We start from the raw sequence: 25,573 nt of genomic DNA on the forward strand, positions 1-25,573 counted from the left end.
CGTCCCGCTTTAGGAGCGCTCTTCCTGGCCGGTGTAGGTCGCCAGAAGATCCAGGGCCCGGCCGCCGTTCTCCTCTTCAGCCAGCGCCGTGCGCATGCTTTCCGCCTTCTCCCGGCCGGCAGGGAATGGGGGCAGCAAGGGAACTTCCGGGTCCGTCAGCACTTCGATCACCACGGGGCGGTCCGCGGCGAACGCCTGCTCCCACGCCTCCCCGATGAGGTCCGGGTCCTCAACCCGGATGCCTTTCAGGCCCAGCAGGTCTGCGTAGCCTGCAAAAGGAAAGTCCGGCAGCTCCTGGCTTGCCGCGAACCGCGGTTCGCCCTCGGACTCCCGCTGCTCCCATGTCACCTCGGTGAGTTCCCTGTTGTTGAACACGCAGACCACGAAGCGCGGATCGGCCCACTGCCGCCAACGGTGGGCGACCGTCACAAGTTCGGCGATGCCAATCATCTGCATGGCGCCGTCACCTGCCAAGGCCACTACCGGCCGGTCCGGATGCGCCAGTTTTGCCGCAATGCCGTAGGGGAGCGAACATCCCATGCTGGCCAAGGTTCCGGACAGGTGCGCCGGGACGCCCGGCGGAAGGACCAGCTGCCGGGCATACCAGTAAACACAACTGCCGACGTCGATGCTCACCAGGGCGTTCCCGGGCAGCCGGTCGTTCAGTTCCCGGACCACCCGCTCGGGATTCACCGGGCTCGCCGGGACGGCAGCCCTTTCCCCGGCCAAAGCCCGCCAGCGGGAGACTTCCCGCTCAACGTCGGTCCGCCATTGCCCTGGGCCGCGAGGTTGCAGCCTTTGATTCAGGGCCCGCAGCGCCAAAGCGGCGTCGCCCGCCAAACCCACCTCAACCGGGTAGCGGTTGCCGATCTTCCGCTCGTCGATGTCGATCTGGACAGCCCGGGCTGAGCCGGGCGGAGGATAGAACTCCGTCCAGGGATCGTTGGAGCCCACAATAAGCAGCGCATCGCAGTTGCCCAGCAGGTGCGCGCTGGCGGTGGTTCCCAGGTGTCCCATGGTGCCTGCCGCAAACGGCAGGGTCTCATCCATATAGGGCTTGCCCAGCAGGCTGGTGGCAATTCCGGCACCAAGCTTTTCGGCCACCGCCACCACCTCCCCGGCGGCGTGCCGCGCCCCCTGGCCCACGAGCAGGGCAATCCGTTCCGAGGAGTTGAGGAGCTCTGCCGCAGCCTCCAAATCCTGATCCCGGGGCATCCTGGTTGCTGTGCTCCACGAAGGCGCGGTGACCACAATGCCGTGTTCCTGTTCCAGTTCGGGGGCCGGTGCCGACTGGATGTCATGCGGGATGATGACCACGCAGGGTGAGGAGGTGGCCTTGGCTGTGCGGAAAGCCCGGTCCAGGACCATGGGGACCTGCTCCGGTGCGCTGACCTGCTGGACGAACTGGGCGGCCACATCCTTGAACAGGACCGTAAGCTCGATCTCCTGCATATAGGCGGACCCCAGCACGGTGCGGCTTTGTTGCCCTACGATCGCCACAACCGGAACGCCGTCGAGCTTGGCATCGTAGAGCCCGTTCAGCAGGTGGACGGCGCCAGGGCCTTGGGTGGAGGTGACCACTCCCACCCCGCCGGTGTACTTTGCGTGGCCCACGGCCATGAAGGCAGCCGTCTCCTCATGCCGGGCCTGGACGAACTCAACCCTTCCTTCGGCACGGCGCAGTGCGCCCATGAAACCGTTGATCCCGTCGCCGCTGTAGCCGAAGACGCGGTCCACCCCCCAGGTGGTGAGCCGGTCCACGATCACATCGGAGACTGTTCGTTCGGTCATGGGTCCTCCTGCATACGGTTTGACTGCCTGCCGGGACCCTTACCCGCGGAACCCGCGGCTAAGCGTTGACGATCAGTCCCAGCTCGGCCTTCGAAGCGAGGGCGTCGTGCCGCGGCAGGACCCGCACGGTGTAACCGAACGGTCCCGAGCGGTCGATCACCAGCGAGCCGCTGAACAGGTGGCGCCCGCTGCCGAGGTCCTCCTGTACCTTCAGCTCCATCACGGTGATGTCGGTGAGGGTGTCGCTTTCCTCGGCCCGTCCATAGGCCACTTCCACGGATACGTCCTCAGGGGTGAGGCTGTGCAGCGCCACGTACGCGTTGACCTGCAGCGTGTCGCCGATCTGGGGATCCTCGGAGACGCCCACGGAGTCCACGTGCTCCACGTGCACCAGCGGCCATGCCAAACGTACCTTTGCCGTCCAGGCCGCCAGGGTGCGGGCCTGCGAGTAGGAGTTCGCGGAAGCGTTCCGCCCCGCTTCCGCGGCCGGACGGTAGAGGATGTTCACGTAGTCGCGGAGCATGCGTTCGGCGGAGACGGCCGGACCGAGGTGCGAGAGGGTGTGCTTGATCATGGAGACCCAATGCGTGGGCACCTTCTCGGCCCCCGACGTCGAAGGGCCCGCAGCGCCGGCGCCGGCTGATACCGTGCTGCCGTAGAAGCGCGGGGCCACCTGGGTTTCGAGCAGCTCGTACAAAGCTGCTGCCTCTATGTCGTCGCGTTCCTCCGGTGATGCGCCATTGTTGGCGGTGGGAATCGCCCAGCCGTTTTCGCCGTCGTACATTTCATCCCACCAGCCGTCCAGGACGGAGAGGTTCAGCGACCCGTTGAGCGCGGCTTTCATGCCGGACGTTCCGCATGCCTCCAGCGGCCGGAGCGGGTTGTTGAGCCAGACGTCGCAGCCCGGGAACAGCGTCCGGGCCATCGCGATGTCGTAGTTGGGCAGGAAGGCGATCCGGTGGCGCACTTCGGGATCGTCGGTGAACCTGACCAGGTCCTGGATCATCTTCTTGCCGGCGTCGTCAGCGGGGTGCGACTTGCCGGCAATAACCAGCTGGATGGGATGCTCCTTGTGCAGGAGCAGTGCCTTCAGGCGCTCAGGCTCGCGCAGCATCAGGGTGAGCCGCTTGTAGGTGGGCACGCGGCGGGCAAAACCGATGGTCAGGATGTCCGGGTCCAGGACGTTGTCCGTCCAGCCCAGCTCCGCATCAGCTGCCCCGCGCTTCTTCCAGGCAGCCCGCAGGCGGCGGCGGACGTCCTCCACCAGGGCCGCCCGCATCTCGCGCCGCAGCGCCCAGACATCGGCGTCGCTGACGTTGTAGGCGAGGTCCCACCGGCCGTTCGCCTCAGCTTCGCTGCCAAACTGGTCGCGGGCAAGCTTCGAGATGCGGCTGTCCACCCACGTGGGCACGTGCACGCCGTTCGTTACGGACGTGATGGGCACCTCGGAGTGGTCGAATCCCGGCCACAGGGCGGAAAACATCCCGCGGGAAACTTCCCCGTGCAACTTTGCGACGCCGTTGGCCCGCTGCGCGAGGCGCAGGCCCATGATGGCCATGTTGAACACGGACGGGTTCCCGTCAGCGTAGTTCTCGCGGCCGAGTTCCAGAATCCTGTCCGTGGGAACGGCGGGCGCCAGGCCGGCCTGGAAGAAGTGGTGGATCTGGGCTATCTCGAACCTGTCGATGCCGGCAGGGACCGGGGTGTGCGTGGTGAAAACAGTGGATGCCCGCCCCGCCGCAAGGGCCTCGTCAAACGTCAGCGCCTGGTCCCCGGCCATGAGTTCCTGGATTCGTTCGACGCCAAGGAAACCGGCGTGGCCCTCGTTGGTGTGGAACACCTCCGGGGCCGTGGTGCCGGTGAGCTGCTGGAAGGCGCGCAGGGCCTTGACCCCGCCCATGCCCAGCAGCAGCTCCTGCTGCAGGCGGTGGTCTCCGCCGCCACCGTAGAGGCGGTCGGTGATGCTGCGGGCAGCGTCGTCGTTGCCGGGGACATTGGAGTCCAGGAGGAGCAGGGGAACGCGTCCGACGTCGGCCCGCCAGATGTGTGCCAGCAGGCGCCGGCCGTTGGGCAGGGGAAGCGAGATCTGAAGGGGGCGTCCGATGCCGTCCGACGAAGGCTCGCGAAGCAGCGTGAGCGGCAGGCCGTCCGGGTCCAGTACCGGGTACGTCTCCTGTTGCCAGGCATCCCTGGACAGGGACTGCTTGAAGTAGCCGGCCTGGTAGAGAAGGCCAACACCGATCAGCGGCACTCCAAGGTCCGAGGCGGCCTTCAGGTGGTCGCCGGCCAGGATTCCCAGGCCGCCTGAATACTGGGGGAGCACTTCGGTGATGCCGAATTCGGGTGAGAAGTAGGCGATCGATGCAGGGGCATCCGGGCCAAGGCCCTGGTACCAGCGCGGCTCCTCGAGGTACCGGTCAAGGTCCTCCTCAGCGGCCCGCACACGTTCCACAACCGCGCGGTTCGCGGCAAGTTGCTGGAATTCTTCGCGGCTTACCATCCCAAGGAAACCCACCGGGTCCTGGCCGCTTTCTTCCCAAAGGCGGGGATTGAGCCCCGCGAAAAGTTCCCGCGTGGGGCGGTGCCAGGACCAGCGCAAGTTGCTCGCCAGGCGGGCCAGTGGCCGGATCGGTTCGGGGAGGACGGTACGGACGGTAAATCTGCGGATTGCCTTCACCTGCGTCACACTAACCGACAACATGCGCGGCCGGAACCAGCCCCGGGTTTCTTTTGGGTAAATGACAGTTGGCCGGGAAGAAATGACGGGGGACGCGCAGAAATTGGTGCGCAGGCTTAGCAATCTTGCTCTTTTCTCGCTAACGTCGAGCCTGTGACGACTAACTCAGGAACCAGCGCCGTATCAATGAAAATGTCGACCCGCCCCATCACTGATGGGCTGCGGTTCGGACGATTCCCGATTACCGCCGTGCAGCCCGTCGTGGAGGATGGCAAGTTTCCGGCCAAGGCCCTGCCCGGCGAAGGAATCGTGGTGGGCGCCACGGCTTTCCGCGAAGGGCATGACCAACTGGGTGTCAGTGCAGTGCTCTTCGACCCCGAAGGCAACGAGCGCCAGAGGGTCAGGCTCGCACCGCCGCGCGGGGAGCGCGGCATGGGAACGGACCGCTGGGAAGGCGTGCTCACGCCGTCGGAAGAGGGGAACTGGTCCTTTGCCATCGAGGCCTGGCACGACCGCTACGCCACGTGGCACCACAACGCCGAGGTGAAGGTGGCCGCCGAAATCGACGTGGAGCTGATGCTGGCGGAAGGATCCGCGCTGCTCGGCGAAGCTTCCGAAGACGACTCCCGCAGCGACTGGGACCGGGGCGTGCTCCGTGCCGCCGCCGGCAGGCTCGCCGACACGTCCCTCAGCACGGAAGAACGCCTCGGGGCCGGCTTCGGCCACGACGTAGCGGGGGTTGTGGCGCACCAGCCTATCCGCGAACTGGTGACCGTCTCCGAAAGGTTCCCGCTGAACGTTGAACGTGATCGTGCCGGGCGCGGCGCCTGGTACGAGTTCTTCCCCCGCTCCGAGGGGGCGGTCAAGGACCACACCACAGGCACCTGGACCTCCGGCAACTTCCGCACCGCTGCCAGGCGGCTGGATGCCGTCGCCGCCATGGGCTTCGATGTCCTCTACATGCCGCCCATCCACCCCATCGGCGTGCAGCACCGCAAGGGCCCTAACAACACCTTGATCGCCGGCCCCAACGATCCCGGCTCGCCCTGGGCAATCGGCGCGGCCGAAGGCGGCCACGATGCCATCCATCCGGACCTCGGCACCTTCGAGGACTTCGACGCCTTCGTGGCGCGGGCAAACGAACTGGGCCTGGAAGTTGCCCTGGACCTCGCGCTCCAGGCGGCCCCGGACCATCCCTGGGTACAGTCGCACCCGGAGTGGTTCACCACCCGCGTGGACGGCAGCATTGCGTATGCCGAGAATCCGCCAAAGAAGTACCAGGACATTTATCCGCTCAATTTCGATAATGATCCCGAGGGCCTTTCGAACGAAATTCTGCGGATTGTGCTGCTGTGGGTGAGCCACGGAGTAAAGATTTTCCGCGTGGATAACCCGCACACCAAGCCGGTGTGGTTCTGGGAATGGCTTATTGCGCAGGTAAACAAAGAGGTTCCCGGCGTGGTATTCCTGGCCGAAGCATTCACGCGTCCAGCCATGATGCATGCGCTTGGCCGCGCGGGGTTCCAGCAGTCCTACACCTACTTCACCTGGCGGAACACCAAGAAGGAAATCGAGTCTTACTTCACCGAGGTGAGCCACGAGTCAGCGGCCTTCTTCCGCCCCAACTTCTTCGTCAACACCCCGGACATCCTCACCGAATACCTGCAGTTCGGCGGGCCGGCGGCGTTCAGGATCAGGGCCGCACTGGCCGCGACTGCCAGTCCGTTGTGGGGGGTCTACGCAGGCTACGAGTTGTTTGAGCACGTGGCCAGGCCCGGTGCGGAGGAGTACATCGACAACGAAAAGTTCGAGTACAAAGAACGCGACTGGGACGCTGCGGCGCAGTCCGGACGGACCCTCGCCCCGTACATCACCAGGCTCAACGAGATCAGGCACGCCCACCCCGCGCTGCAGGACCTGCAGAACCTGACGGTCCACCACAGCACGGACGACGCCACGGTGGTCTACTCCAAGCACAAGACCCTTCCGGACGGAACCAAGGACACGCTCATCGTGGTGGTCAACGTAGATCCGCACGGGACCAGGGAATCCACGGTCTCGCTGGACCTGGCGGCCCTCGAACTCGACGCCCGGGACCTGACGCATAACGGAGGCTTCCACGTGGATGACCTCATCTCCGGTGAAAGCTGGGAGTGGGGCGAGTACAACTACGTCCGGCTTGACCCGCACGTGGAGCCCGCGCACATCCTGCGCGTGAGGAGAATGCATCAGTGAATTTCAATCCGCAAAGTTCCGGCCAGCATTTCACTCCCAAGAGCACGTTCGAGCTAAATGCCCCGGGCCTTCAGCATGATCCGCTGTGGTACCGGAAGGCCGTGTTCTACGAAGTACTGGTAAGGGCCTTTGCGGATGCCAACGGTGACGGCTCCGGCGACTTCTCCGGCCTCATTGACAGGCTCGACTACCTGCAGTGGCTGGGCGTGGACTGCCTGTGGCTGCCGCCGTTTTTCCAGTCACCGCTGCGCGACGGCGGCTATGACATCTCCGACTACAACTCGGTCCTGGACGAGTTTGGAACCATCAGTGACTTCAAGCGGCTGGTTGCCGAAGCCCACGCCAGGGGCGTCCGGGTCATCATCGACCTGCCCCTGAACCACACGTCGGACCAGCACCCGTGGTTCCAGGAGTCGCGCAAGGACCCGGACGGCCCCTACGGGGACTTCTACGTCTGGAGCGACACCGACGAGAAGTACCAGGACGCGCGCATCATCTTCGTGGATACCGAGGAGTCCAACTGGACCTTCGATCCCATCCGCCGCCAGTTCTTCTGGCACCGGTTCTTCAGCCACCAGCCCGACCTGAACTTCGAAAACCCGAAGGTCATCGAGGCATTGTTCGATGTGGTCAGGTTCTGGCTCGACCAGGGGATCGACGGTTTCCGGGCTGACGCCATCCCCTACCTGTACGAAGAGGAGGGGACCAACTGCGAGAACCTTCCGGCCACCCACGAGTTCCTCCGGAAGCTCCGCACCATGGTGGATGAGAGCTATCCCGGGCGGGTCATCATCGCCGAGGCCAACCAGCCGCCGAACGAAGTGGTGGAATACTTCGGGACGGAGGAAGAGCCCGAATGCCACATGGCCTTCCACTTCCCGATCATGCCTCGGCTGTATTACGCGCTCAGGGACCAGAGGGCCGCCCCGATCATCGAGACCATGCAGGACACCCCCGAAATACCGGACGGGGCTCAGTGGGGCACCTTCCTGCGGAACCATGACGAACTGACCCTGGAAATGGTCACCGCGGACGAGCGGGCGGCCATGCTGGGCTGGTACGCGCCGGACCCCCGCATGCGTGCCAATATCGGCATCCGCCGCAGGCTCGCGCCCCTGCTGGACAACTCCCGCGCGGAGATCGAGCTGATCAACGCCCTGCTGCTTTCGCTGCCCGGCAGCCCTTTCCTGTATTACGGGGACGAGATCGGCATGGGTGACAACATCTGGCTTGAAGACCGCGACGCCGTGCGCACCCCGATGCAGTGGAACCCGGACCGGAATGCCGGGTTCTCCAACGCGGATCCGGGCAAGCTCTACCTGCCGCCCATCCAGTCCCTGGTCTACAACTACGGCATGGCCAATGTGGAGGCTGAGGCGGCCCATTCCGGTTCGCTGCTGCGCTGGACCCGGCAGATCCTGAGTGTCCGCAAGAACCATCCCGCATTCGGCCTCGGCGGGTTCAAGCACGTCGATGCCGACCACGACGCCGTGCTGGCCTACCTCCGCGAACTGCCGGACGGCAACTCGGCGGGAGCCGTCGCGGAGACCATCCTGTGCACCTTCAACCTCTCGCAGCATCCAGTCGCGGCCCAGTTGAAGATCCCGCAGTTCGCCGGACGGGGGCTGCGCGATGTCTTTGGCGGCCAGCCGTTCCCCGGCATCAACGAGGACGGAAACCTGACCCTGACCCTTGGCAGCCACGACTTCTTCTGGTTGCGGATCCGATCGGCTGCATCCAACCCGTCGTCCCCGTACACGCAGGCAATGCCGATCCTCTCGATTGAGAACTGAGATATGAACCAGCCAATACTCACCCCCGCCCTCACTGCCCTCCTCCAGGAATGGCTGCCACGGCAGCGCTGGTTTCCGGTCAAGACGCCCGACTTTGAGATGTCCCAGGCCGGCAGCCTGGGGCTCGAGGACCCCTCGGGCCACGCCGGGCTGGCCGTGTTCCTCCTGAGCGTCACCACGCAGACGCCCGACGGCGGCAGGCGGACTGCCGTTGTCCAGGTTCCCTTGAGTTTCCGGCAGGCGCCGGCTGCCGGGATGGAGCGTGCCCTTGTGGGGCAGGCAGCAGGAATGGATCCATCCAGGACCTGGGTCTATGACGCCGTCCACGATCCCGACTTCGTGGGCAGTTTGCTTGAGCTCATCCGGAACCGGGAAAAGGCGCCCAACGGAACCGCCGCCGGCTTCCGCGCCGACGGTGAGCGGCGGCTGCCTACCAGCCGCGGCGTAGTGAAGGTGCTGTCAGGCGAGCAGTCCAACAGTTCAGTCATTGTGGACGACGGCGAGTCCGCCGCCATCCTGAAAGTGTTCCGGGTGCTGTCCGACGGCACCAATCCGGAAGTTGAAGTGGGCGCTGCGCTGACCGCCGCCGGCACGTTGGAAGTTCCCGCCACCCTGGGCTGGGTGCGCGGCGAATGGCTCGCCCAGGCGGCAAACGGATCGGCAGCCAACGGCACTGGTCCGCGGTATGTCCAGGGCGAACTGGCCGTGGCGCACGAGTTCCTGGCGGGTGGCCGGGACGCATGGCTGCTGGCCGTTGACGCCGCCAGGTCCGGCACTGACTTCACGGCAGAAGCCCGCGCGCTCGGTGCGGCCACGGCCACCGTCCACCAGCGGCTGGCCGAAGCGCTGGGTCAGTCAGAAGAGCACCAGCCCGGCCAGGTCATCGCTCCCGCTGTAGCCCAGCGCGTCCGCCAGGCATGGGCGGAAGCCGGAAGCGCCGTCGGCCCTTATGACGACGCCCTGACCGCACTCCTCGACCAGCTGGACCACGCCCCGGCCGGCCCGCTGCAGCGGATCCACGGGGACCTCCACCTCGGCCAGATCCTCCAGGTCCCTGGGCCGGCGGGAGGCCCTGCGCGTTGGGCGATCCTCGACTTCGAAGGCGAACCGCTGCGGCCCGTCGCAGAACGCAACGTCCCCGACGTTCCGCTGAGAGACGTCGTCGGCATGCTGCGGTCCTTCGACTACGCGGCCGGAGCAGCCCAGCGCGAACAGGAAGGGGCCCAGGTCCCCGCCAACTGGGTTGACGACTGCGCGGAGGCCTTCCTGGCAGGGTACGCGGCTGTCACGCCCGGGCTTGTGGACAGGGAGTCGCCCCTCTTTGTGGCATTGTGGCTGGACAAGGCACTGTACGAAGTAGTTTATGAATTGCGTAACAGGCCCGACTGGTTGGCGATCCCCGTGAACGCCTCCCGGCGGCTCCTGGGCGGTAACGGCGCCGGCAATCACGCCGGGGCAGCATCGGAAGGTAACGAAATGACAGGCTCAGCACGAACTGACCGGCCGGGGGTGCCGCTGCACGTAGACGAAGGCACCCTGGGCAAGATCGCGAACGGTGAACACCACGCACCCCACTCTGTCCTGGGCGCGCACCTGGACGATTACGGCCACGTCACCATCCGTACGGTGAAGCACCTCGCGGAAGCAGTGACGGTGATAACCCCGGCGGGCGAAGTTCCGATGGAACATGAAGCCCACGGCGTGTGGGTGGCAGTCCTTGAACCGCTGCAGCAGGGGCATGTTCCCGACTACCGCCTGTCGGTCACCTACCCCGGCGCCGAACCGGTCACCATGGACGAGCCCTACCGGTACCTGCCCACTGTGGGTGAAGTGGACCTGCACCTCATCGGTGAGGGCCGGCACGAAAAGCTGTGGGAGGTGCTCGGCGCACACGTCCAGCACTACAAGTCCGCACTGGGGGACGTGGACGGTGTTTCGTTTGCCGTGTGGGCACCCAACGCCCAGGCCGTGCGCGTCAAGGGCGACTTCAACGCCTGGGACGGACGCGAGAACTCCCTGCGTTCGTTGGGCTCCTCAGGGGTATGGGAACTCTTTGTTCCGGGCGTTTTGGCAGGGGCGTGCTACAAGTTCGAAATCAGGACCAAGGCCGGCCACTGGGTGGAGAAGGCAGATCCCCTGGCCTTCGGTACAGAGGTGCCCCCGCTGACCGCTTCCCGGGTGGTTGAGCCTTCGTACGCCTTCAAGGACGACGAATGGATGGAGGCACGCGCCCAGCGGGATCCCCACAACTCGGCGATGAGCGTTTACGAGGTGCACCTCGGTTCCTGGCGGCTGGGACTCGGCTACCGGGAACTCGCCAAGGAACTGGTGGACTACGTTAAATGGCTCGGCTTCACGCACGTGGAGTTCATGCCCGTGGCTGAGCACCCCTTCGGCGGATCCTGGGGCTACCAGGTCACCTCGTACTTCGCGCCCACCTCCCGGTTCGGCCACCCCGACGAGTTCCGCTACCTGGTGGACACCCTTCACCAGGCGGGTATCGGCGTACTGCTGGACTGGGTCCCGGCCCACTTCCCCAAGGACTCCTGGGCACTCGCGCAGTTCGACGGCGAGCCCCTGTACGAGCACGCAGACCCGAACCTGGGGGAGCACCCTGACTGGGGCACCCTGATCTTCGACTTCGGCCGGACCGAAGTCCGGAACTTCCTGGTGGCCAACGCCCTGTACTGGCTGGACGAGTTCCACATCGACGGCCTGCGCGTGGACGCCGTGGCTTCCATGCTCTACCTCGACTACTCGCGGCAGGACGGGCAGTGGCAGCCCAACAGATTCGGCGGCAGGGAAAACCTGGAAGCCATTTCCTTCCTCCAGGAAGTCAACGCCACGGTGTACAAGACGCACCCCGGCGCCGTGATGATCGCCGAAGAGTCCACCGCGTTTCCGGGGGTCACCGCTCCCACCAGCCATGGCGGCCTCGGCTTCGGCCTGAAGTGGAACATGGGATGGATGCACGATTCGCTCAAGTACATTTCCGAGGAGCCGATCAACCGCAAATGGCACCACGGCACGGTCACGTTTTCCATGGTGTACGCCTTTACGGAGAACTTCCTGCTTCCCATCAGCCACGATGAGGTAGTCCACGGCAAGGGCTCCATGCTCCGCAAGATGCCCGGCGACCGCTGGCAGCAGCTCGCAAACCTGCGCGCTTTCCTGGCCTACCAGTGGGCCCACCCGGGCAAGCAGCTGATCTTCATGGGCACGGAGTTTGGCCAGGAAGCAGAATGGTCCGAACAGCATGGGCTCGACTGGTGGCTTGCCGACATCCCCGCACACAACGGCGTGCAACTGCTCACCAAGGACCTCAACGAGGTCTACAGTTCCACGCCGGCGCTGTACACCAGGGACAACGAGCCTGGGGGCTTCCAGTGGATCAACGGGGGAGACGCGGACCGGAACGTCCTGTCCTTCATCCGTTGGGACAAGGAGAACAACCCGCTGGTCTGCGCCATCAACTTCTCCGGAATGCCGCACGTCGGTTACACCCTGGGGGTGCCGGAGGCCGGAGCCTGGACCGAAGTGCTGAATACGGATGCCACCACTTACGGCGGATCCGGTGTCCTCAACTCCGGTGAATTGAAGGCAACGGACCAGGGGCAGGACGGTCAGCCGGCAACGCTGAGCGTCACCCTGCCGCCGCTGGGGGCCGCCTACTTCAAGCCGGGAGCTCCGGCGGGCAGCTAGGACCTGGTCCTCGAATGGCCGGAAGGCCCGGAACCCGCGTGGTTCCGGGCCTTTTCCGGTCTCCAGGGCAGGCCGCGGGAGGCGGCCTGCGGCCCGGTTGGCCATCTGGAAAAAGTGGTGGTAGAGTTTATTTCCGCGCTGCTCCACGGAGTCAGACGGAAAACCGACACTCAAGCCTTTGGCTAAAGAGAGTCGCGGACGCCGGTTTGACAAGTGAGAGGCCAGCGGGTAAGTTTGAAAAGTTGCTCCGGAGCGATCCACGGTGGTTTTTTGCTGGTGGTGGTGCCGGGTGTGTCTGTTGTTTGAGAACTCAATAGTGTGCCAAGTTTGTTGATACCAATTGTTTTAGTGATTGGTTGAATTGACCGGGCTGTCCGCCCCTGTGGGTGGTCTGGTTTTTACAGCTGGTTTCAAATTTTGTGCAGCCTTTTTGTTCCGTTTTCCCGGGGCTTGGGGTTGTGTCTGTTTTACTTCAACGGAGAGTTTGATCCTGGCTCAGGATGAACGCTGGCGGCGTGCTTAACACATGCAAGTCGAACGATGATCCCAGCTTGCTGGGGGATTAGTGGCGAACGGGTGAGTAACACGTGAGTAACCTGCCCTTAACTCTGGGATAAGCCTGGGAAACTGGGTCTAATACCGGATATGACTCCTCATCGCATGGTGGGGGGTGGAAAGCTTTTTGTGGTTTTGGATGGACTCGCGGCCTATCAGCTTGTTGGTGAGGTAATGGCTTACCAAGGCGACGACGGGTAGCCGGCCTGAGAGGGTGACCGGCCACACTGGGACTGAGACACGGCCCAGACTCCTACGGGAGGCAGCAGTGGGGAATATTGCACAATGGGCGCAAGCCTGATGCAGCGACGCCGCGTGAGGGATGACGGCCTTCGGGTTGTAAACCTCTTTCAGTAGGGAAGAAGCGAAAGTGACGGTACCTGCAGAAGAAGCGCCGGCTAACTACGTGCCAGCAGCCGCGGTAATACGTAGGGCGCAAGCGTTATCCGGAATTATTGGGCGTAAAGAGCTCGTAGGCGGTTTGTCGCGTCTGCCGTGAAAGTCCGGGGCTCAACTCCGGATCTGCGGTGGGTACGGGCAGACTAGAGTGATGTAGGGGAGACTGGAATTCCTGGTGTAGCGGTGAAATGCGCAGATATCAGGAGGAACACCGATGGCGAAGGCAGGTCTCTGGGCATTAACTGACGCTGAGGAGCGAAAGCATGGGGAGCGAACAGGATTAGATACCCTGGTAGTCCATGCCGTAAACGTTGGGCACTAGGTGTGGGGGACATTCCACGTTTTCCGCGCCGTAGCTAACGCATTAAGTGCCCCGCCTGGGGAGTACGGCCGCAAGGCTAAAACTCAAAGGAATTGACGGGGGCCCGCACAAGCGGCGGAGCATGCGGATTAATTCGATGCAACGCGAAGAACCTTACCAAGGCTTGACATGAACCGGAAACGCCTGGAGACAGGTGCCCCGCTTGCGGTCGGTTTACAGGTGGTGCATGGTTGTCGTCAGCTCGTGTCGTGAGATGTTGGGTTAAGTCCCGCAACGAGCGCAACCCTCGTTCTATGTTGCCAGCACGTGATGGTGGGGACTCATAGGAGACTGCCGGGGTCAACTCGGAGGAAGGTGGGGACGACGTCAAATCATCATGCCCCTTATGTCTTGGGCTTCACGCATGCTACAATGGCCGGTACAAAGGGTTGCGATACTGTGAGGTGGAGCTAATCCCAAAAAGCCGGTCTCAGTTCGGATTGGGGTCTGCAACTCGACCCCATGAAGTCGGAGTCGCTAGTAATCGCAGATCAGCAACGCTGCGGTGAATACGTTCCCGGGCCTTGTACACACCGCCCGTCAAGTCACGAAAGTTGGTAACACCCGAAGCCGGTGGCCTAACCCCTTGTGGGAGGGAGCTGTCGAAGGTGGGACTGGCGATTGGGACTAAGTCGTAACAAGGTAGCCGTACCGGAAGGTGCGGCTGGATCACCTCCTTTCTAAGGAGCACCTACAGATTGTTCGTGCCGTGTATGCGGTGCGGGGGTTTGTCAGGAGTACAGCCCGTTGCGCAGACGCTAGTTCTGCGGCGGGTGCTCAAGGGTGGAATATCAACGAATAGCGGCTGCCGGTTCTTTCCGGTGCTTAGTACGGTTCCTCTTTGCGGGGGTTCCTGGAAGGGTGCTGGTGGGTGCGGGTGGTTTAGTGTTTGGCACACTGTTGGGTCCTGAGGCAACAGGGCCGTGGTCTTGCCCTTTTTTTGGGGTGGGGTTGCGGGTTTGTGTGTTTCTGGTTTCCTGGCTGCACCGGTCATGCATGTTGTGTGTGTGGGGTGTGTGGTTTGGGGTTGTTGTTTGAGAACTACATAGTGGACGCGAGCATCTTTTATAAGAAGCAATTTCCAAGAATATGAACCTGGATCTGTTGTGCTGTCTTTCGGGATGGTGCAGTGGTTTTCGTGGTTCTCTCGAAAATTAGCGTTTTTGATCTTTTGTGGTCAAGTTTTTAAGAGCACACGGTGGATGCCTTGGCATTAGGAGCCGAAGAAGGACGTAGGAATCTGCGATAAGCCTGGGGGAGTCGATAACCGGACTGTGATCCCAGGGTGTCCGAATGGGGAAACCCCGCCGAGCGCGCGAGTGACTCGGTGACCCGCATCTGAACACATAGGGTGCGTGGAGGGAACGCGGGGAAGTGAAACATCTCAGTACCCGCAGGAAGAGAAAACAATAGTGATTCCGTTAGTAGTGGCGAGCGAACGCGGATCAGGCTAAACCGTTCCATGTGTGATAGCCGGCGGGCGTTGCATGGTCGGGGTTGTGGGACTTTCCATACCAGTTCTGCCGGGCTGGTGGGGTGTGATGTGCAGGCATAGGTGAACGGTTTTGAAAGGCCGGCCAGAGAGGGTGTTAGCCCCGTAACCGTAATGTTGTGTACCGCCTGTGAGAGTATCCCAAGTAGTACGGGGCCCGAGAAATCCCGTGCGAATCTGTCAGGACCACCTGATAAGCCTAAATACTCCCTAATGACCGATAGCGGACCAGTACCGTGAGGGAAAGGTGAAAAGTACCCCGGGAGGGGAGTGAAACAGTACCTGAAACCGTGTGCTTACAATCCGTCGGAGCAGCCTTGTAGCTGTGACGGCGTGCCTTTTGAAGAATGAGCCTGCGAGTTAGTGTTACGTCGCGAGGTTAACCCGTGTGGGGCAGCCGTAGCGAAAGCGAGTCTGAATAGGGCGTTGCAGTGGCGTGATCTAGACCCGAAGCGAAGTGATCTACCCATGGCCAGGTTGAAGCGACGGTAAGACGTCGTGGAGGACCGAACCCACTTCAGTTGAAAATGGAGGGGATGAGCTGTGGGTAGGGGTGAAAGGCCAATCAAACTTCGTGATAGCTGGTTCTCCCCGAAATGCATTTAGGTGCAGCGTTGCGTGTTTCTTGCTGGAGGTAGAGCTACTGGATGGCTAATGGGCCCTACAAGGTTACTGACGTCAGCCAAACTCCGAATGCCGGTAAGTGAGAGCGCAGCAGTGAGACTGTGGGGGATAAGCTTCATAGTCGAGAGGGAAACAGCCCAGACCACCAACTAAGGCCCCTAAGCGTGTGCTAAGTGGGAAAGGATGTGGAGTTGCGAAGACAACCAGGAGGTTGGCTTAGAAGCAGCCATCCTTAAAAGAGTGCGTAATAGCTCACTGGTCAAGTGATTCCGCGCCGACAATGTAGCGGGGCTCAAGTACACCGCCGAAGTTGTGGCATTCAAATATTAGCTAAGCCCTTGTGGTTCAGGCGTTTGGATGGGTAGGGGAGCGTCGTGTGGGCGGTGAAGTCGCGGTGTAAACCAGCGGTGGAGCCTACACGAGTGAGAATGCAGGCATGAGTAGCGAAAGACGGGTGAGAAACCCGTCCGCCGAATGATCAAGGGTTCCAGGGTCAAGCTAATCTGCCCTGGGTAAGTCGGGACCTAAGGCGAGGCCGACAGGCGTAGTCGATGGACAACGGGTTGATATTCCCGTACCGGCGAAAAACCGCCCATGCTGAACAGGGGATACTAACTGCCCGAGACCTGCCTGACACCCCTTGTGGGTGAAGGGTTTTGGTGGAGCGCAGGACCTGATCCTGGGAGGCAAGCGTATTAACAGGTGTGACGCAGGAAGGTAGCCGAGCCGGGCGATGGTTGTCCCGGTCTAAGGATGTAGGGCGAACGGTAGGCAAATCCGCTGTTCATGATGCCTGAGATCTGATGGGACCCCCGTTTGGGGGGATTCGGTGATCCTATGCTGCCGAGAAAAGCATCGACGCGAGGTTTTAGCCGCCCGTACCCCAAACCGACACAGGTGATCAGGTAGAGAATACTAAGGCGATCGAGAGAATTATGGTTAAGGAACTCGGCAAAATGCCCCCGTAACTTCGGGAGAAGGGGGGCCCCAACCTTGAACACCACTTGCTGGTGGGAGGGGATCGGGGCCGCAGAGACCAGGGGGAAGCGACTGTTTACTAAAAACACAGGTCCGTGCGAAGTCGCAAGACGATGTATACGGACTGACTCCTGCCCGGTGCTGGAAGGTTAAGAGGACCGGTTAGCCGCAAGGCGAAGCTGAGAATTTAAGCCCCAGTAAACGGCGGTGGTAACTATAACCATCCTAAGGTAGCGAAATTCCTTGTCGGGTAAGTTCCGACCTGCACGAATGGAGTAACGACTTCCCCGCTGTCTCAACCATAAACTCGGCGAAATTGCAGTACGAGTAAAGATGCTCGTTACGCGCAGCAGGACGGAAAGACCCCGAGACCTTTACTATAGTTTGGTATTGGTGTTCGGAGTGGCTTGTGTAGGATAGGTGGGAGACGTTGAAGCCCGGACGCCAGTTCGGGTGGAGTCATCGTTGAAATACCACTCTGGTCACTTTGGACATCTAACTTCGGCCCGTAATCCGGGTCAGGGACAGTGCCTGATGGGTAGTTTAACTGGGGCGGTTGCCTCCTAAAAAGTAACGGAGGCGCCCAAAGGTTCCCTCAGCCTGGTTGGCAATCAGGTGTCGAGTGTAAGTGCACAAGGGAGCTTGACTGTGAGAGAGACATCTCGAGCAGGGACGAAAGTCGGGACTAGTGATCCGGCGGTACATTGTGGAATGGCCGTCGCTCAACGGATAAAAGGTACCTCGGGGATAACAGGCTGATCTTGCCCAAGAGTCCATATCGACGGCATGGTTTGGCACCTCGATGTCGGCTCGTCGCATCCTGGGGCTGGAGTAGGTCCCAAGGGTTGGGCTGTTCGCCCATTAAAGCGGTACGCGAGCTGGGTTTAGAACGTCGTGAGACAGTTCGGTCCCTATCCGCTGCGCGCGCAGGAAATTTGAGAAGGGCTGTCCTTAGTACGAGAGGACCGGGACGGACGAACCTCTGGTGTGTCAGTTGTACTGCCAAGTGCACCGCTGATTAGCTACGTTCGGATGGGATAACCGCTGAAAGCATCTAAGCGGGAAGCTCGCTTCAAGATGAGATTTCCATACACCTCGTGTGTGAGAGGCCCCCAGCCAGACCACTGGGTTGATAGGCCGGATGTGGAAGCGAGGACTAACGACTCGTGAAGCTGACCGGTACTAATAGGCCGATAACTTACACCACACACCACACCCGTGAAACCGGTTCAAAAGCGGTTCCACACCAGGGTTGGTAAAAAGAAAAATCAAGACTGCTTGCGTCCACTATGTGGTTCCCAAACAACAAACCAAACGTTGTCGGGGAACACCAACTGAATAACAACACCACCCTGCCCCCGAACACGGGCAGGACAGCATGTTGTAACCACAACACTTCCCACCCCCGGGTCACACCCGGGCGGACGGGTAACAAGGTTACGGCGGTCATAGCGTGGGGGAAACGCCCGGTCCCATTCCGAACCCGGAAGCTAAGACCCACAGCGCCGATGGTACTGCACCCGGGAGGGTGTGGGAGAGTAGGTCACCGCCGGACATACATTGAAGCAGGGCCCTGACAACAACGTCAGGGCCCTGCTGCTTTAACCACCGGCTACAACCACCAACACCCCACCCACGCACCGCTGGGCGGCGGCGTGGGAGGCCGGCCAGACGGTAAAGTTGGGCACCATGAACAGCCTCTTCAGCCACGCGCAGGAACCTTCCGGGAACGACGACGAAGCGGCCCCTGAGCCACTGGCCCCCGTGGTGAACACGGTGATAGTTCCGGGAAGCGTTGCCCACGCCTTCGCGGGCTTTACGGACCACACCCACTTGTGGTGGCCCCTGGAATCGCACGGCGTGTACGGTGCGGGCTCCTACGTGGAATTCGAGGAGAACCTCATCCTGGAGACGGCGGACGACGGCCGGACCACCATCTGGGGAACCCTTGATGACTGGCAGCCGCCATTGTCATTCCACGCCACGTGGCATCCCGGCACCACAGCGCTGTGGTCCACCGAACTCCTCGTCGCCTTCCGTGCCGTCGCGGACGGCACCGAGGTCCGGGTGTTCCATGAGGGATGGGAAGGGGCCGAGGACCCGGCCGGCACCAGGGCGAAGTACGCAAGCGACTGGCCCGGGATCCTTGCCCGGTACGCTCGTTTCATGGGTGCTCCAGGCACACCGGCCTCCTAGGACCGGGCACCGCCCTGCACGCCTAGACTGGGGGAACACGTGCGATGACGGATGGAGGCTTCGTGGGAAGCATAGTTGACGAGCTGGAAGCCATCCTTGCGCCCGGTCAGATAGAGGTGGGCGAGACCGCCCTCCGCACGTACGCCGTGGACCAGGCCCCCGTCATCGACTTCCAGCTGCCGTTGGCGGTTGTCTTTCCGGAGACGGTGGCAGATGTCCAGGCCGTCGTTCGCGCCTGCGCCGGCAGCAGCGTCGCCCTCGTGGCCCGCGGCGCAGGGACGGGTGTCTCCGGCGGTGCCCACGCCACGGAAAACTGCATCATTCTTTCCCTTGAGCGCATGGACCGCATCCTTGCCCTTGATCCTGATGACGAAACGGCAGTGGTGGAGCCCGGTGTGGTGAACGCCGTCCTTAACGAGGCTGCTGCCCAGCATGGGCTCATGTATGCGCCGGATCCAGCCAGCTTCCGCAGCTCCACCATCGGCGGGAACGTTGCCACGAATGCCGGCGGGCTGCGGTGTGCAAAGTACGGAGTAACCAGGGACTCGGTTCTCGCGCTGGACGTGGTGCTGGCTGACGGGTCGCTTATCCATACCGGCCACCAGACGTTCAAGGGCGTGGCCGGCTACGACCTCACCAGCCTGTTCGTGGGATCGGAAGGCACGCTCGGAATCGTCGTCGGCATCACGGTCCGCCTGAAGTACCTGCCCCAGGAGGTACACACGGTTGCGGCGTTCTATCCGGACTTCCGGCAGGCTGCCGCTGGCGTACTGGCGGTCGGCAAGGCACGCGTGCAGCCCGCCATCATGGAACTGCTTGACGGCGGCACGCTGGCCCAGCTCGATGACATCCATGGCTCTGACCTCACCGCCCGGGGCCGGTCTCTGCTCCTGATCCAGACGGACGGGTTCGGGGCAGCGGCGGAGGCCCAGGTAGTGCGGGAGGTCCTCTTGGCCGGGGGTGCAGCCGTCACCACCGAGGCCAGCGCGGAGGCGGAGCGGTTGGTGGAGCTTCGCCGGCACAGCAGGGGAGTGGAGGTCGACGACGAATACCGCGTGGGCGAGGACGTCGCCGTTCCCCGTTCCCGGCTGGTGGATTACGTTGCTGCCCTGGAAGCGATGGCCGTGGACCACGCAGTACACCTCAAGGTGGTGGCGCATGCCGGCGACGGAAACCTGCACCCCACCTTCTGGATCGACCGTGCGGGCAACAATCCGGACGCCGGTGCCATGGACAGGCTGCAACGGGTCCTGGACGAGTCCATCACGGCCGCGCTTGCAATGGGCGGAACCATTACGGGCGAGCACGGAGTGGGCCAGTACAAGCTGCGCTGGCTGGGCCAGGAACAGGCCGAGCCGGTCCGGGAACTCCAGCGCCGGATCAAGGACCTGTTCGATCCTGCGGGCATCCTCAACCCCGGGAAGGCTATCTAGGGTTTGGCGTGCGGGTCAGTCGTCCGAGTCCGGGTACTCGTCGATTGACTCGTCTTCGCCGTAGCGCGACTCCTCGGTTTCCACTTCGAGGATCTTCAACAGTTCCGTGTCCGGATTCAGCATGATGGCGGCCTCATCCCGGCGGTGCCGCAGGATTGAGTCGATGTAGGACTGCACAGCCTCCGCCAGCGGGATATGCCGTTCCTGCTTTTCGGACATGTACCAGCGGTGTTCCAGGACTTCGTGCACCACTTCGGCGGGTTCGAGCTTGCCGGAAAGGTCCCGTGGAATGGACCTGACGATCGGCTCGAAGATCTGGCTGACCCAGAGGTGGGCGCTGTATTCCTCGTCCATGTCCGGGTTGTTGTCAGCGCGGAAGGAGTCCATGTCATTGAGGAGCCGGCGGGCCTGGTTCTCCTGGGCGTCGATGCCCGTAAGCCTCAGCAACCGCCGCTGGTGGTGCCCCGCGTCCACCACCTTGGGCTGCAGTTGGATGGTGGTGCCGTTCTGGGTGGTCTTGATGGCGTATTCCTCGACGTCGAAGCCGAGTTCGTTGAGCCTGCGGATCCGGGCGCTGACCCGCCAGCGCTCACCCAGTTCGAAGGACTCCTTTTCGGTAAGCTCCTGCCACAGGCGGCGGTAGCTGTCCATGATCAGCTCGCTGGTTGCCACCGGGTCCACTTTTTCCTCGATCAGCCCGCCGTCGAGAAGGTCCATCAGCTCGCCCGCAATGTTGACCCGGGCGATCTCGAGGTCATATTCGCGCTGGCCCGTGGACAGGTCCGGGTAGAGCTCGCCGGTCTCCGCGTCCACCAGGTAGGCGGCAAATGCCCCGGCGTCGCGCCTGAAGAGCGTATTGGAAAGGGACACGTCGCCCCAGTAGAAGCCGATGAGGTGGAGCCTCACCAGCAGCAGGGCCTGGGCGTCGATAAGGCGCGTCAGCGTGTCCTTGCGGAGCATTTGGGAGAACAGGGCGCGGTACGGCATGGAAAACTTCAGGTGCCGGGTGACCAGCACCGGGTTCAGCGGACGCCCGTCCAGGGTGGTGCGGCCGGTAATCACCGCCACCGGTTCAACGCAGGGGACATCCAGCCGGGCCAGCTTGCGGAGCATGTGGTACTCGTGCCGGGCCACGTGCTCCGACGTTTCCTTGATGGCGATGACGGAGCCGCCAAGATGGGCGAAGCGCACGATGTGGCGGGAGATGCCGCGCGGCAGCGCCGCCAGGTTCTCTGCGGGCCAGTCTTCCAGGGCAATGTGCCACGGCAGGTCCAGGAGCTCGGGGTCCGCGGCCGCCGCCGTGATGTTCAGCGAGCTGGAGACCGAGGCTGCCTTGCCGTCGTCAGCGCTAGCGGCCACAAACCGCGGCAGCTTCCCGATCTGCCCATAGTCGGTGGGTTCATCGTGCCACTGGGCGCTGTATTCCTCGGTCATGGCTCAATTCTTCCGTACATCGGGGCGGCCCGCTAAATTCTCCCGGGCCTCAGTTAAAAGGCCGACGGCGGCCCGCACCATTGCGTAAAGGTGCGGGCCGCCGTCGGTTTGGCTTTTGCTGGGAATCAGTCGCCGAGGCGCAGGCCGGTCTTGGTGTCGAACAGGTGCACGTGGCCCGACTGCGGACGGACGTAGATGACCTCGCCCTTCATCGGGGGGCGGCGGCCGTCGACACGTGCCACGATGTCGTGGTCCTTGCCGTCAAGCGTGGTGTGGCCGTAAACGTAGGCGTCGGCGCCGAGTTCTTCGACGACGTCCACCTCAACCTTCAGGCCTTCACCCTGCGGCGCGGTTTCCAGGTCTTCCGGCCGGCTTCCAAGGGTAACGGTGGAGCCGTGCGCTTCCTCGAGGACGTCGCGCGGCACGGGGTAGACGGTGCCGCCGAACTGCACGCCGCCATCGACCACGGGCAGTTCCAGCAGGTTCATGGCAGGGGAGCCGATGAAGCCGGCAACGAAGACGTTCTTGGGACGGTCGTACAGGTTGCGCGGGGTGTCAACCTGCTGCAGCAGGCCATCCTTCAGCACGGCAACGCGGTCGCCCATGGTCATGGCCTCGACCTGGTCGTGCGTCACGTAGACGGTGGTGACGCCGAGGCGGCGGGTCAGGGATGCGATCTGCGTACGGGTCTGCACGCGGAGCTTGGCGTCGAGGTTGGACAGCGGCTCATCCATGAGGAAGACCTGGGGGTTACGCACAATGGCTCGGCCCATGGCGACGCGCTGGCGCTGACCGCCGGAGAGGGCCTTCGGCTTGCGGTCCAGGTACTGCTCAAGGTCAAGGAGCTTGGCGGCTTCGCGGACACGCTCGGCACGCTCTTCCTTGGAAACGCCTGCGATCTTCAGGGCGAAGCCCATGTTGTCGGCCACAGTCATGTGCGGGTACAGCGCGTAGTTCTGGAAAACCATCGCGATGTCGCGGTCCTTCGGGGGAACGTCGGTGACGTCGCGGTCACCGATCAGGATCCGGCCGGCGTTGACGTCCTCAAGGCCTGCGAGCATGCGCAGGGAGGTGGACTTGCCGCAACCGGAGGGTCCAACGAGGACCAGGAATTCGCCATCGGCGATGTCGATGTTGAGCTTATCGACCGCGGGCTTATCTGTGCCCGGGTACAGACGCGTAGCGTTATCAAAAGTAACTGTAGCCACAGTTATCAATCCCTTCACCGGCAGGTACGTGCCGGACGATCCGTTGTGAATGGTTCATGTTTGTTCAGTTTTGTGCTGCTGACGCTCCCAGGCCGAGGCCGAGGAGCGCCGAGTGACGCCGCACGGTTCTTGTGCGCCACATCACATGCAAGAGTATGTCAGATGTTTCGACAATGGTTGCAAATGTTACGGAAGTCACACGTGAGCTTGCGCATGCCCTGGGGCACCTACCCCTGCGCAGCTGCGGGATCCTCCTCTGCTACGGCGATGCTCCGCTCTTGGAGGAGCACCTCCAGCAGTTCGGCAATATGCACCGGAGCCTCTACGCGGTATTCGGCCTGGGTGAAGTCAAGGCCCACCTTGACGCCCACGTCCCCCGGTGCCAGGCGCGCCAGGGCGTCTTCGTCCGTGGTGTCGTCGCCGGCGAACAGGACACCGGTAGCGCCGGTGACCTGCCGCAGGAAGGTGACGCCCTCGCCCTTGGATGCGTTGACCACTGAGGTCTCAAGGACCCGCTTACCGTCCTTGAGGAACACCCCTTTCCGGTCCTGCAGCAGTGAGCGGGCAGCGGCCACGGCGTCCTCGGCGACGTCATCGGCGGCGAGGCGGGTGTGGAGGACCACCCCTGCCGGCTTGTCCTCGAGCGTGGTGCCCGGAGCTTCCCTGGCGATGTCTTCCAGGACGGTGCGCACCTCGGCGAGGAGGGCCTTTTGCCCTTCATCGAGCGTGAGCCCGGTGGATCCCGGACCCAGCCATGCCTCGGCGCCGTGGCTGCCGATGAGGAGCGTGTCCACCGGAGGGGAGGCGACGGCGCGCAGGCTGGCGAGGGCGCGGCCGGAGATGAGTGCCGTCGTCGTCCGTGGAAGCACGGCGAGCCCGGCGAAGGCGGCCGCCGAGCGGGGCAGCGGCCGGGCGTCGTCGGCGCGGCCGACGATGGGCGCCATTGTGCCGTCGAAGTCCATGGCCACGAGCAGGTGCTCGGTCCCGGCGATCCGACGGATGGCTTCCCGGAGCTCAGGGGACAGCGAAAGCCGGTCCTTGGCGTGGCGGGCATCATGAGTCATCGCGGACCACCTTTTCGTTGAGCGCGCGCAGGAAGTCGGCGGACCAGTGGTCCACGTCATGCTCGAGGATCTGCTTGCGCATGGCCCGCATCCGCCGCGACGCGTCCCGCGGCTCCAAGTCCACGGCACGCATGATGGCGCCTTTGAGGCCGTCAATGTCATGTGGATTAATCAGCAGTGCCTGCTTGAGCTGGTCGGCTGCGCCGGCGAACTCGCTGAGGACCAGGGCGCCGTCGTTGTTGGTGCGCGCCGTCACGTATTCCTTGGCCACAAGGTTCATGCCGTCGCGGAGGGCCGTCACCAGCATGACGTCGGCGGCGAGGTACAGCGCCACCATCTCCTCCACCGGATAGCTGTGGTGCAGGTAGCGTACGGCCGTGTTCTCGATGGTGTCGTACGTGCCGTTGATATGGCCCACGGTGCCCTCCACCTCCTCGCGCAGGAGGCGGTACTGCTCAACGCGTTCGCGGCTGGGACTGGCCACCTGGATCAGGGTGGCGTCGCCAACGGAAAGCTTGCCGTCAGCCAGGAGCTCCTCAAAGGCCTTCAGCCGGTGCCGGATGCCTTTGGTGTAGTCCAGGCGGTCGACGCCCAGCAGGATGGTCTTGGGGTTCCCGAGGTCCTGCCGGATCTGGCGGGCCCGTTCAATGATGTCCGGGTTGGAGGCCAGCTCGGTGATCTGCCGGACGTCGATGGAGATGGGAAACGCCTGTGCCCGGGCAATGTGCGTCACGTCGCCGTCCTGGCCCTTTACATGGACCTGCTGCTGCTTAACGCTGGCGCCGAGGAAGCGGCGTGCGGAGCGCATGAAGTTTCCGGCATCGCTGGGCCGCTGGAAGCCCACCAGGTCGGCGCCGAGGAGCCCGTCAATGATGGCCTGGCGCCACGGCAGCTGGGCAAAGATCTCCGGCGGCGGGAACGGGATGTGGTTGAAGAACCCGATCCGGAGGTCCGGCCGCGCTTCACGCAGCAGGCGCGGCACCAGCTGGAGCTGGTAGTCCTGCACCCACACGGTGGCGCCGTGATCCGCATGGCGCACCACGGCGTCGGCGAATCTTCTGTTGACCTTGCGGTAGGCGTCCCACCACGTGCGGTGGAACTCCGGCGGGGCGATGACATCGTGGTACAGCGGCCAGAGGGTGGCGTTCGAAAACCCCTCGTAATACAGCTCCACCTCGTCGGTGCTGAGCTGGACCGGGACCAGGTCCATGCCGCCGTGGCTAAAGGGTTTGACCGTCTCGTCGGGGGCGCCGTGCCACCCTACCCAGGCGCCGTCGGTCTTGGTCATCATGGGGGCCAGTGCTGTCACCAGCCCGCCCGGGGACCGGCGCCAGCCGGAGCCGTCGTCCCCGCTTTCACCGGGTGCGCAACGGTCCACTGGCAGCCTGTTCGACACCACCATGAAGTCGTATTTCGTCGCTCCGCCGTGGCCGGATCCGGCAGCGCCGGACGTAGATGTTGCGGAAGGTTTTTCCTGGACGGGTGTTTGCATTGCGGCCCCCTGGGGTTGCTTGTGCCTCTCAGCCCACCCTAACGGGACGGAATCTTCCGTGCTATTCGTCCGTTGGTCAACCCGGCGATTAGTTGAAAGCGCAAGCTCCCAGCTTTCTCCCCTAAAATGTAGGAGTTGC

11 protein-coding genes and 3 rRNA genes are annotated in these 25,573 nt (G+C 63.1%); 8 read left to right on the forward strand and 6 right to left on the reverse strand.

The features are described from left to right. Positions 1-9: 9 nt before the first annotated feature. Both C3B78_RS03480 and glgP read right to left on the reverse strand, forming a co-directional pair. A complete protein-coding gene (locus tag C3B78_RS03480; RefSeq protein ID WP_104996834.1) occupies positions 10-1,791 on the reverse strand; it encodes a thiamine pyrophosphate-requiring protein in 1,782 nt (593 codons plus the stop codon). Between the two features lie 58 nt (positions 1,792-1,849). Beyond that, positions 1,850-4,468 (reverse strand): alpha-glucan family phosphorylase, encoded by a 2,619-nt coding sequence (glgP, locus tag C3B78_RS03485; RefSeq protein ID WP_199775323.1) that lies wholly within the window; start codon positions 4,466-4,468, stop codon positions 1,850-1,852. Positions 4,469-4,660: 192 nt separating this feature from the next. On the opposite strand from glgP, the gene C3B78_RS03490 reads away from it, so the two are divergent. From C3B78_RS03490 to C3B78_RS03525, 8 genes are all read left to right on the forward strand, one after another. Beyond that, positions 4,661-6,703: an alpha-1,4-glucan--maltose-1-phosphate maltosyltransferase gene (locus C3B78_RS03490; RefSeq protein WP_104999614.1), complete on the forward strand. Its 2,043-nt coding sequence runs from the start codon at positions 4,661-4,663 to the stop codon at positions 6,701-6,703. Continuing rightward, positions 6,700-8,496, forward strand: coding sequence for a maltose alpha-D-glucosyltransferase (treS, locus tag C3B78_RS03495; RefSeq protein ID WP_104996835.1), 1,797 nt, complete (start codon positions 6,700-6,702; stop codon positions 8,494-8,496). The genes C3B78_RS03490 and treS overlap by 4 nt, the downstream gene beginning before the upstream one ends. Positions 8,497-8,499: 3 nt before the next feature. Further along, positions 8,500-12,198, forward strand: a complete 3,699-nt coding sequence (locus C3B78_RS03500) for a 1,4-alpha-glucan branching enzyme (RefSeq protein ID WP_104996836.1) — start codon at positions 8,500-8,502, stop codon at positions 12,196-12,198. A gap of 472 nt (positions 12,199-12,670) precedes the next feature. After that, positions 12,671-14,193 (forward strand): 16S ribosomal RNA (locus C3B78_RS03505). Between the two features lie 495 nt (positions 14,194-14,688). Then, positions 14,689-17,814: ribosomal RNA gene (locus C3B78_RS03510) — 23S ribosomal RNA — on the forward strand. 231 nt (positions 17,815-18,045) lie between these two features. After that, positions 18,046-18,162, forward strand: a 5S ribosomal RNA gene (gene rrf, locus C3B78_RS03515). Together the 16S, 23S and 5S rRNA genes form the textbook arrangement of a ribosomal RNA operon. Positions 18,163-18,296: 134 nt before the next feature. Further along, entirely contained in the window at positions 18,297-18,803 is a 507-nt protein-coding gene (locus C3B78_RS03520) for a hypothetical protein (protein ID WP_104999615.1), read from the forward strand. A 62-nt stretch (positions 18,804-18,865) separates the two neighbouring features. Further along, entirely contained in the window at positions 18,866-20,236 is a 1,371-nt protein-coding gene (locus C3B78_RS03525) for an FAD-binding oxidoreductase (protein WP_104999616.1), read from the forward strand. Between the two features lie 15 nt (positions 20,237-20,251). Here C3B78_RS03525 and C3B78_RS03530 read toward each other — a convergent pair whose 3' ends face one another. From C3B78_RS03530 to C3B78_RS03545, 4 genes are all read right to left on the reverse strand, one after another. After that, positions 20,252-21,670: a DUF4032 domain-containing protein gene (locus C3B78_RS03530; protein ID WP_104996837.1), complete on the reverse strand. Its 1,419-nt coding sequence runs from the start codon at positions 21,668-21,670 to the stop codon at positions 20,252-20,254. Positions 21,671-21,795: 125 nt separating this feature from the next. Continuing rightward, positions 21,796-22,878 (reverse strand): ABC transporter ATP-binding protein, encoded by a 1,083-nt coding sequence (locus C3B78_RS03535; protein WP_018762103.1) that lies wholly within the window; start codon positions 22,876-22,878, stop codon positions 21,796-21,798. Positions 22,879-23,105: 227 nt separating this feature from the next. Further along, a complete protein-coding gene (gene otsB, locus C3B78_RS03540) occupies positions 23,106-23,942 on the reverse strand; it encodes a trehalose-phosphatase (RefSeq protein WP_104996838.1) in 837 nt (278 codons plus the stop codon). After that, positions 23,932-25,434, reverse strand: a complete 1,503-nt coding sequence (locus C3B78_RS03545) for an alpha,alpha-trehalose-phosphate synthase (UDP-forming) (RefSeq protein ID WP_104996839.1) — start codon at positions 25,432-25,434, stop codon at positions 23,932-23,934. Before C3B78_RS03545 ends, otsB begins: the two co-directional genes overlap by 11 nt. Positions 25,435-25,573: the final 139 nt, after the last annotated feature.

It is taken from the genome of Arthrobacter sp. PGP41 (assembly GCF_002953935.1).
GTDB lineage: Bacteria > Actinomycetota > Actinomycetes > Actinomycetales > Micrococcaceae > Arthrobacter.

Bases quoted from the DNA above. Each gene is read 5' to 3' on its own strand.
- C3B78_RS03480 (WP_104996834.1), bottom strand. From the start codon at position 1,791: ATGACCGAACGAACAGTCTCCGATGTGATCGTGGACCGGCTCACCACC.
- C3B78_RS03490 (WP_104999614.1), top strand. From the start codon at position 4,661: ATGTCGACCCGCCCCATCACTGATGGGCTGCGGTTCGGACGATTCCCG.
- C3B78_RS03500 (WP_104996836.1), top strand. From the start codon at position 8,500: ATGAACCAGCCAATACTCACCCCCGCCCTCACTGCCCTCCTCCAGGAA.
- C3B78_RS03520 (WP_104999615.1), top strand. From the start codon at position 18,297: ATGAACAGCCTCTTCAGCCACGCGCAGGAACCTTCCGGGAACGACGAC.
- C3B78_RS03530 (WP_104996837.1), bottom strand. From the start codon at position 21,670: ATGACCGAGGAATACAGCGCCCAGTGGCACGATGAACCCACCGACTAT.
- otsB (WP_104996838.1), bottom strand. From the start codon at position 23,942: ATGACTCATGATGCCCGCCACGCCAAGGACCGGCTTTCGCTGTCCCCT.
- C3B78_RS03545 (WP_104996839.1), bottom strand. From the start codon at position 25,434: ATGCAAACACCCGTCCAGGAAAAACCTTCCGCAACATCTACGTCCGGC.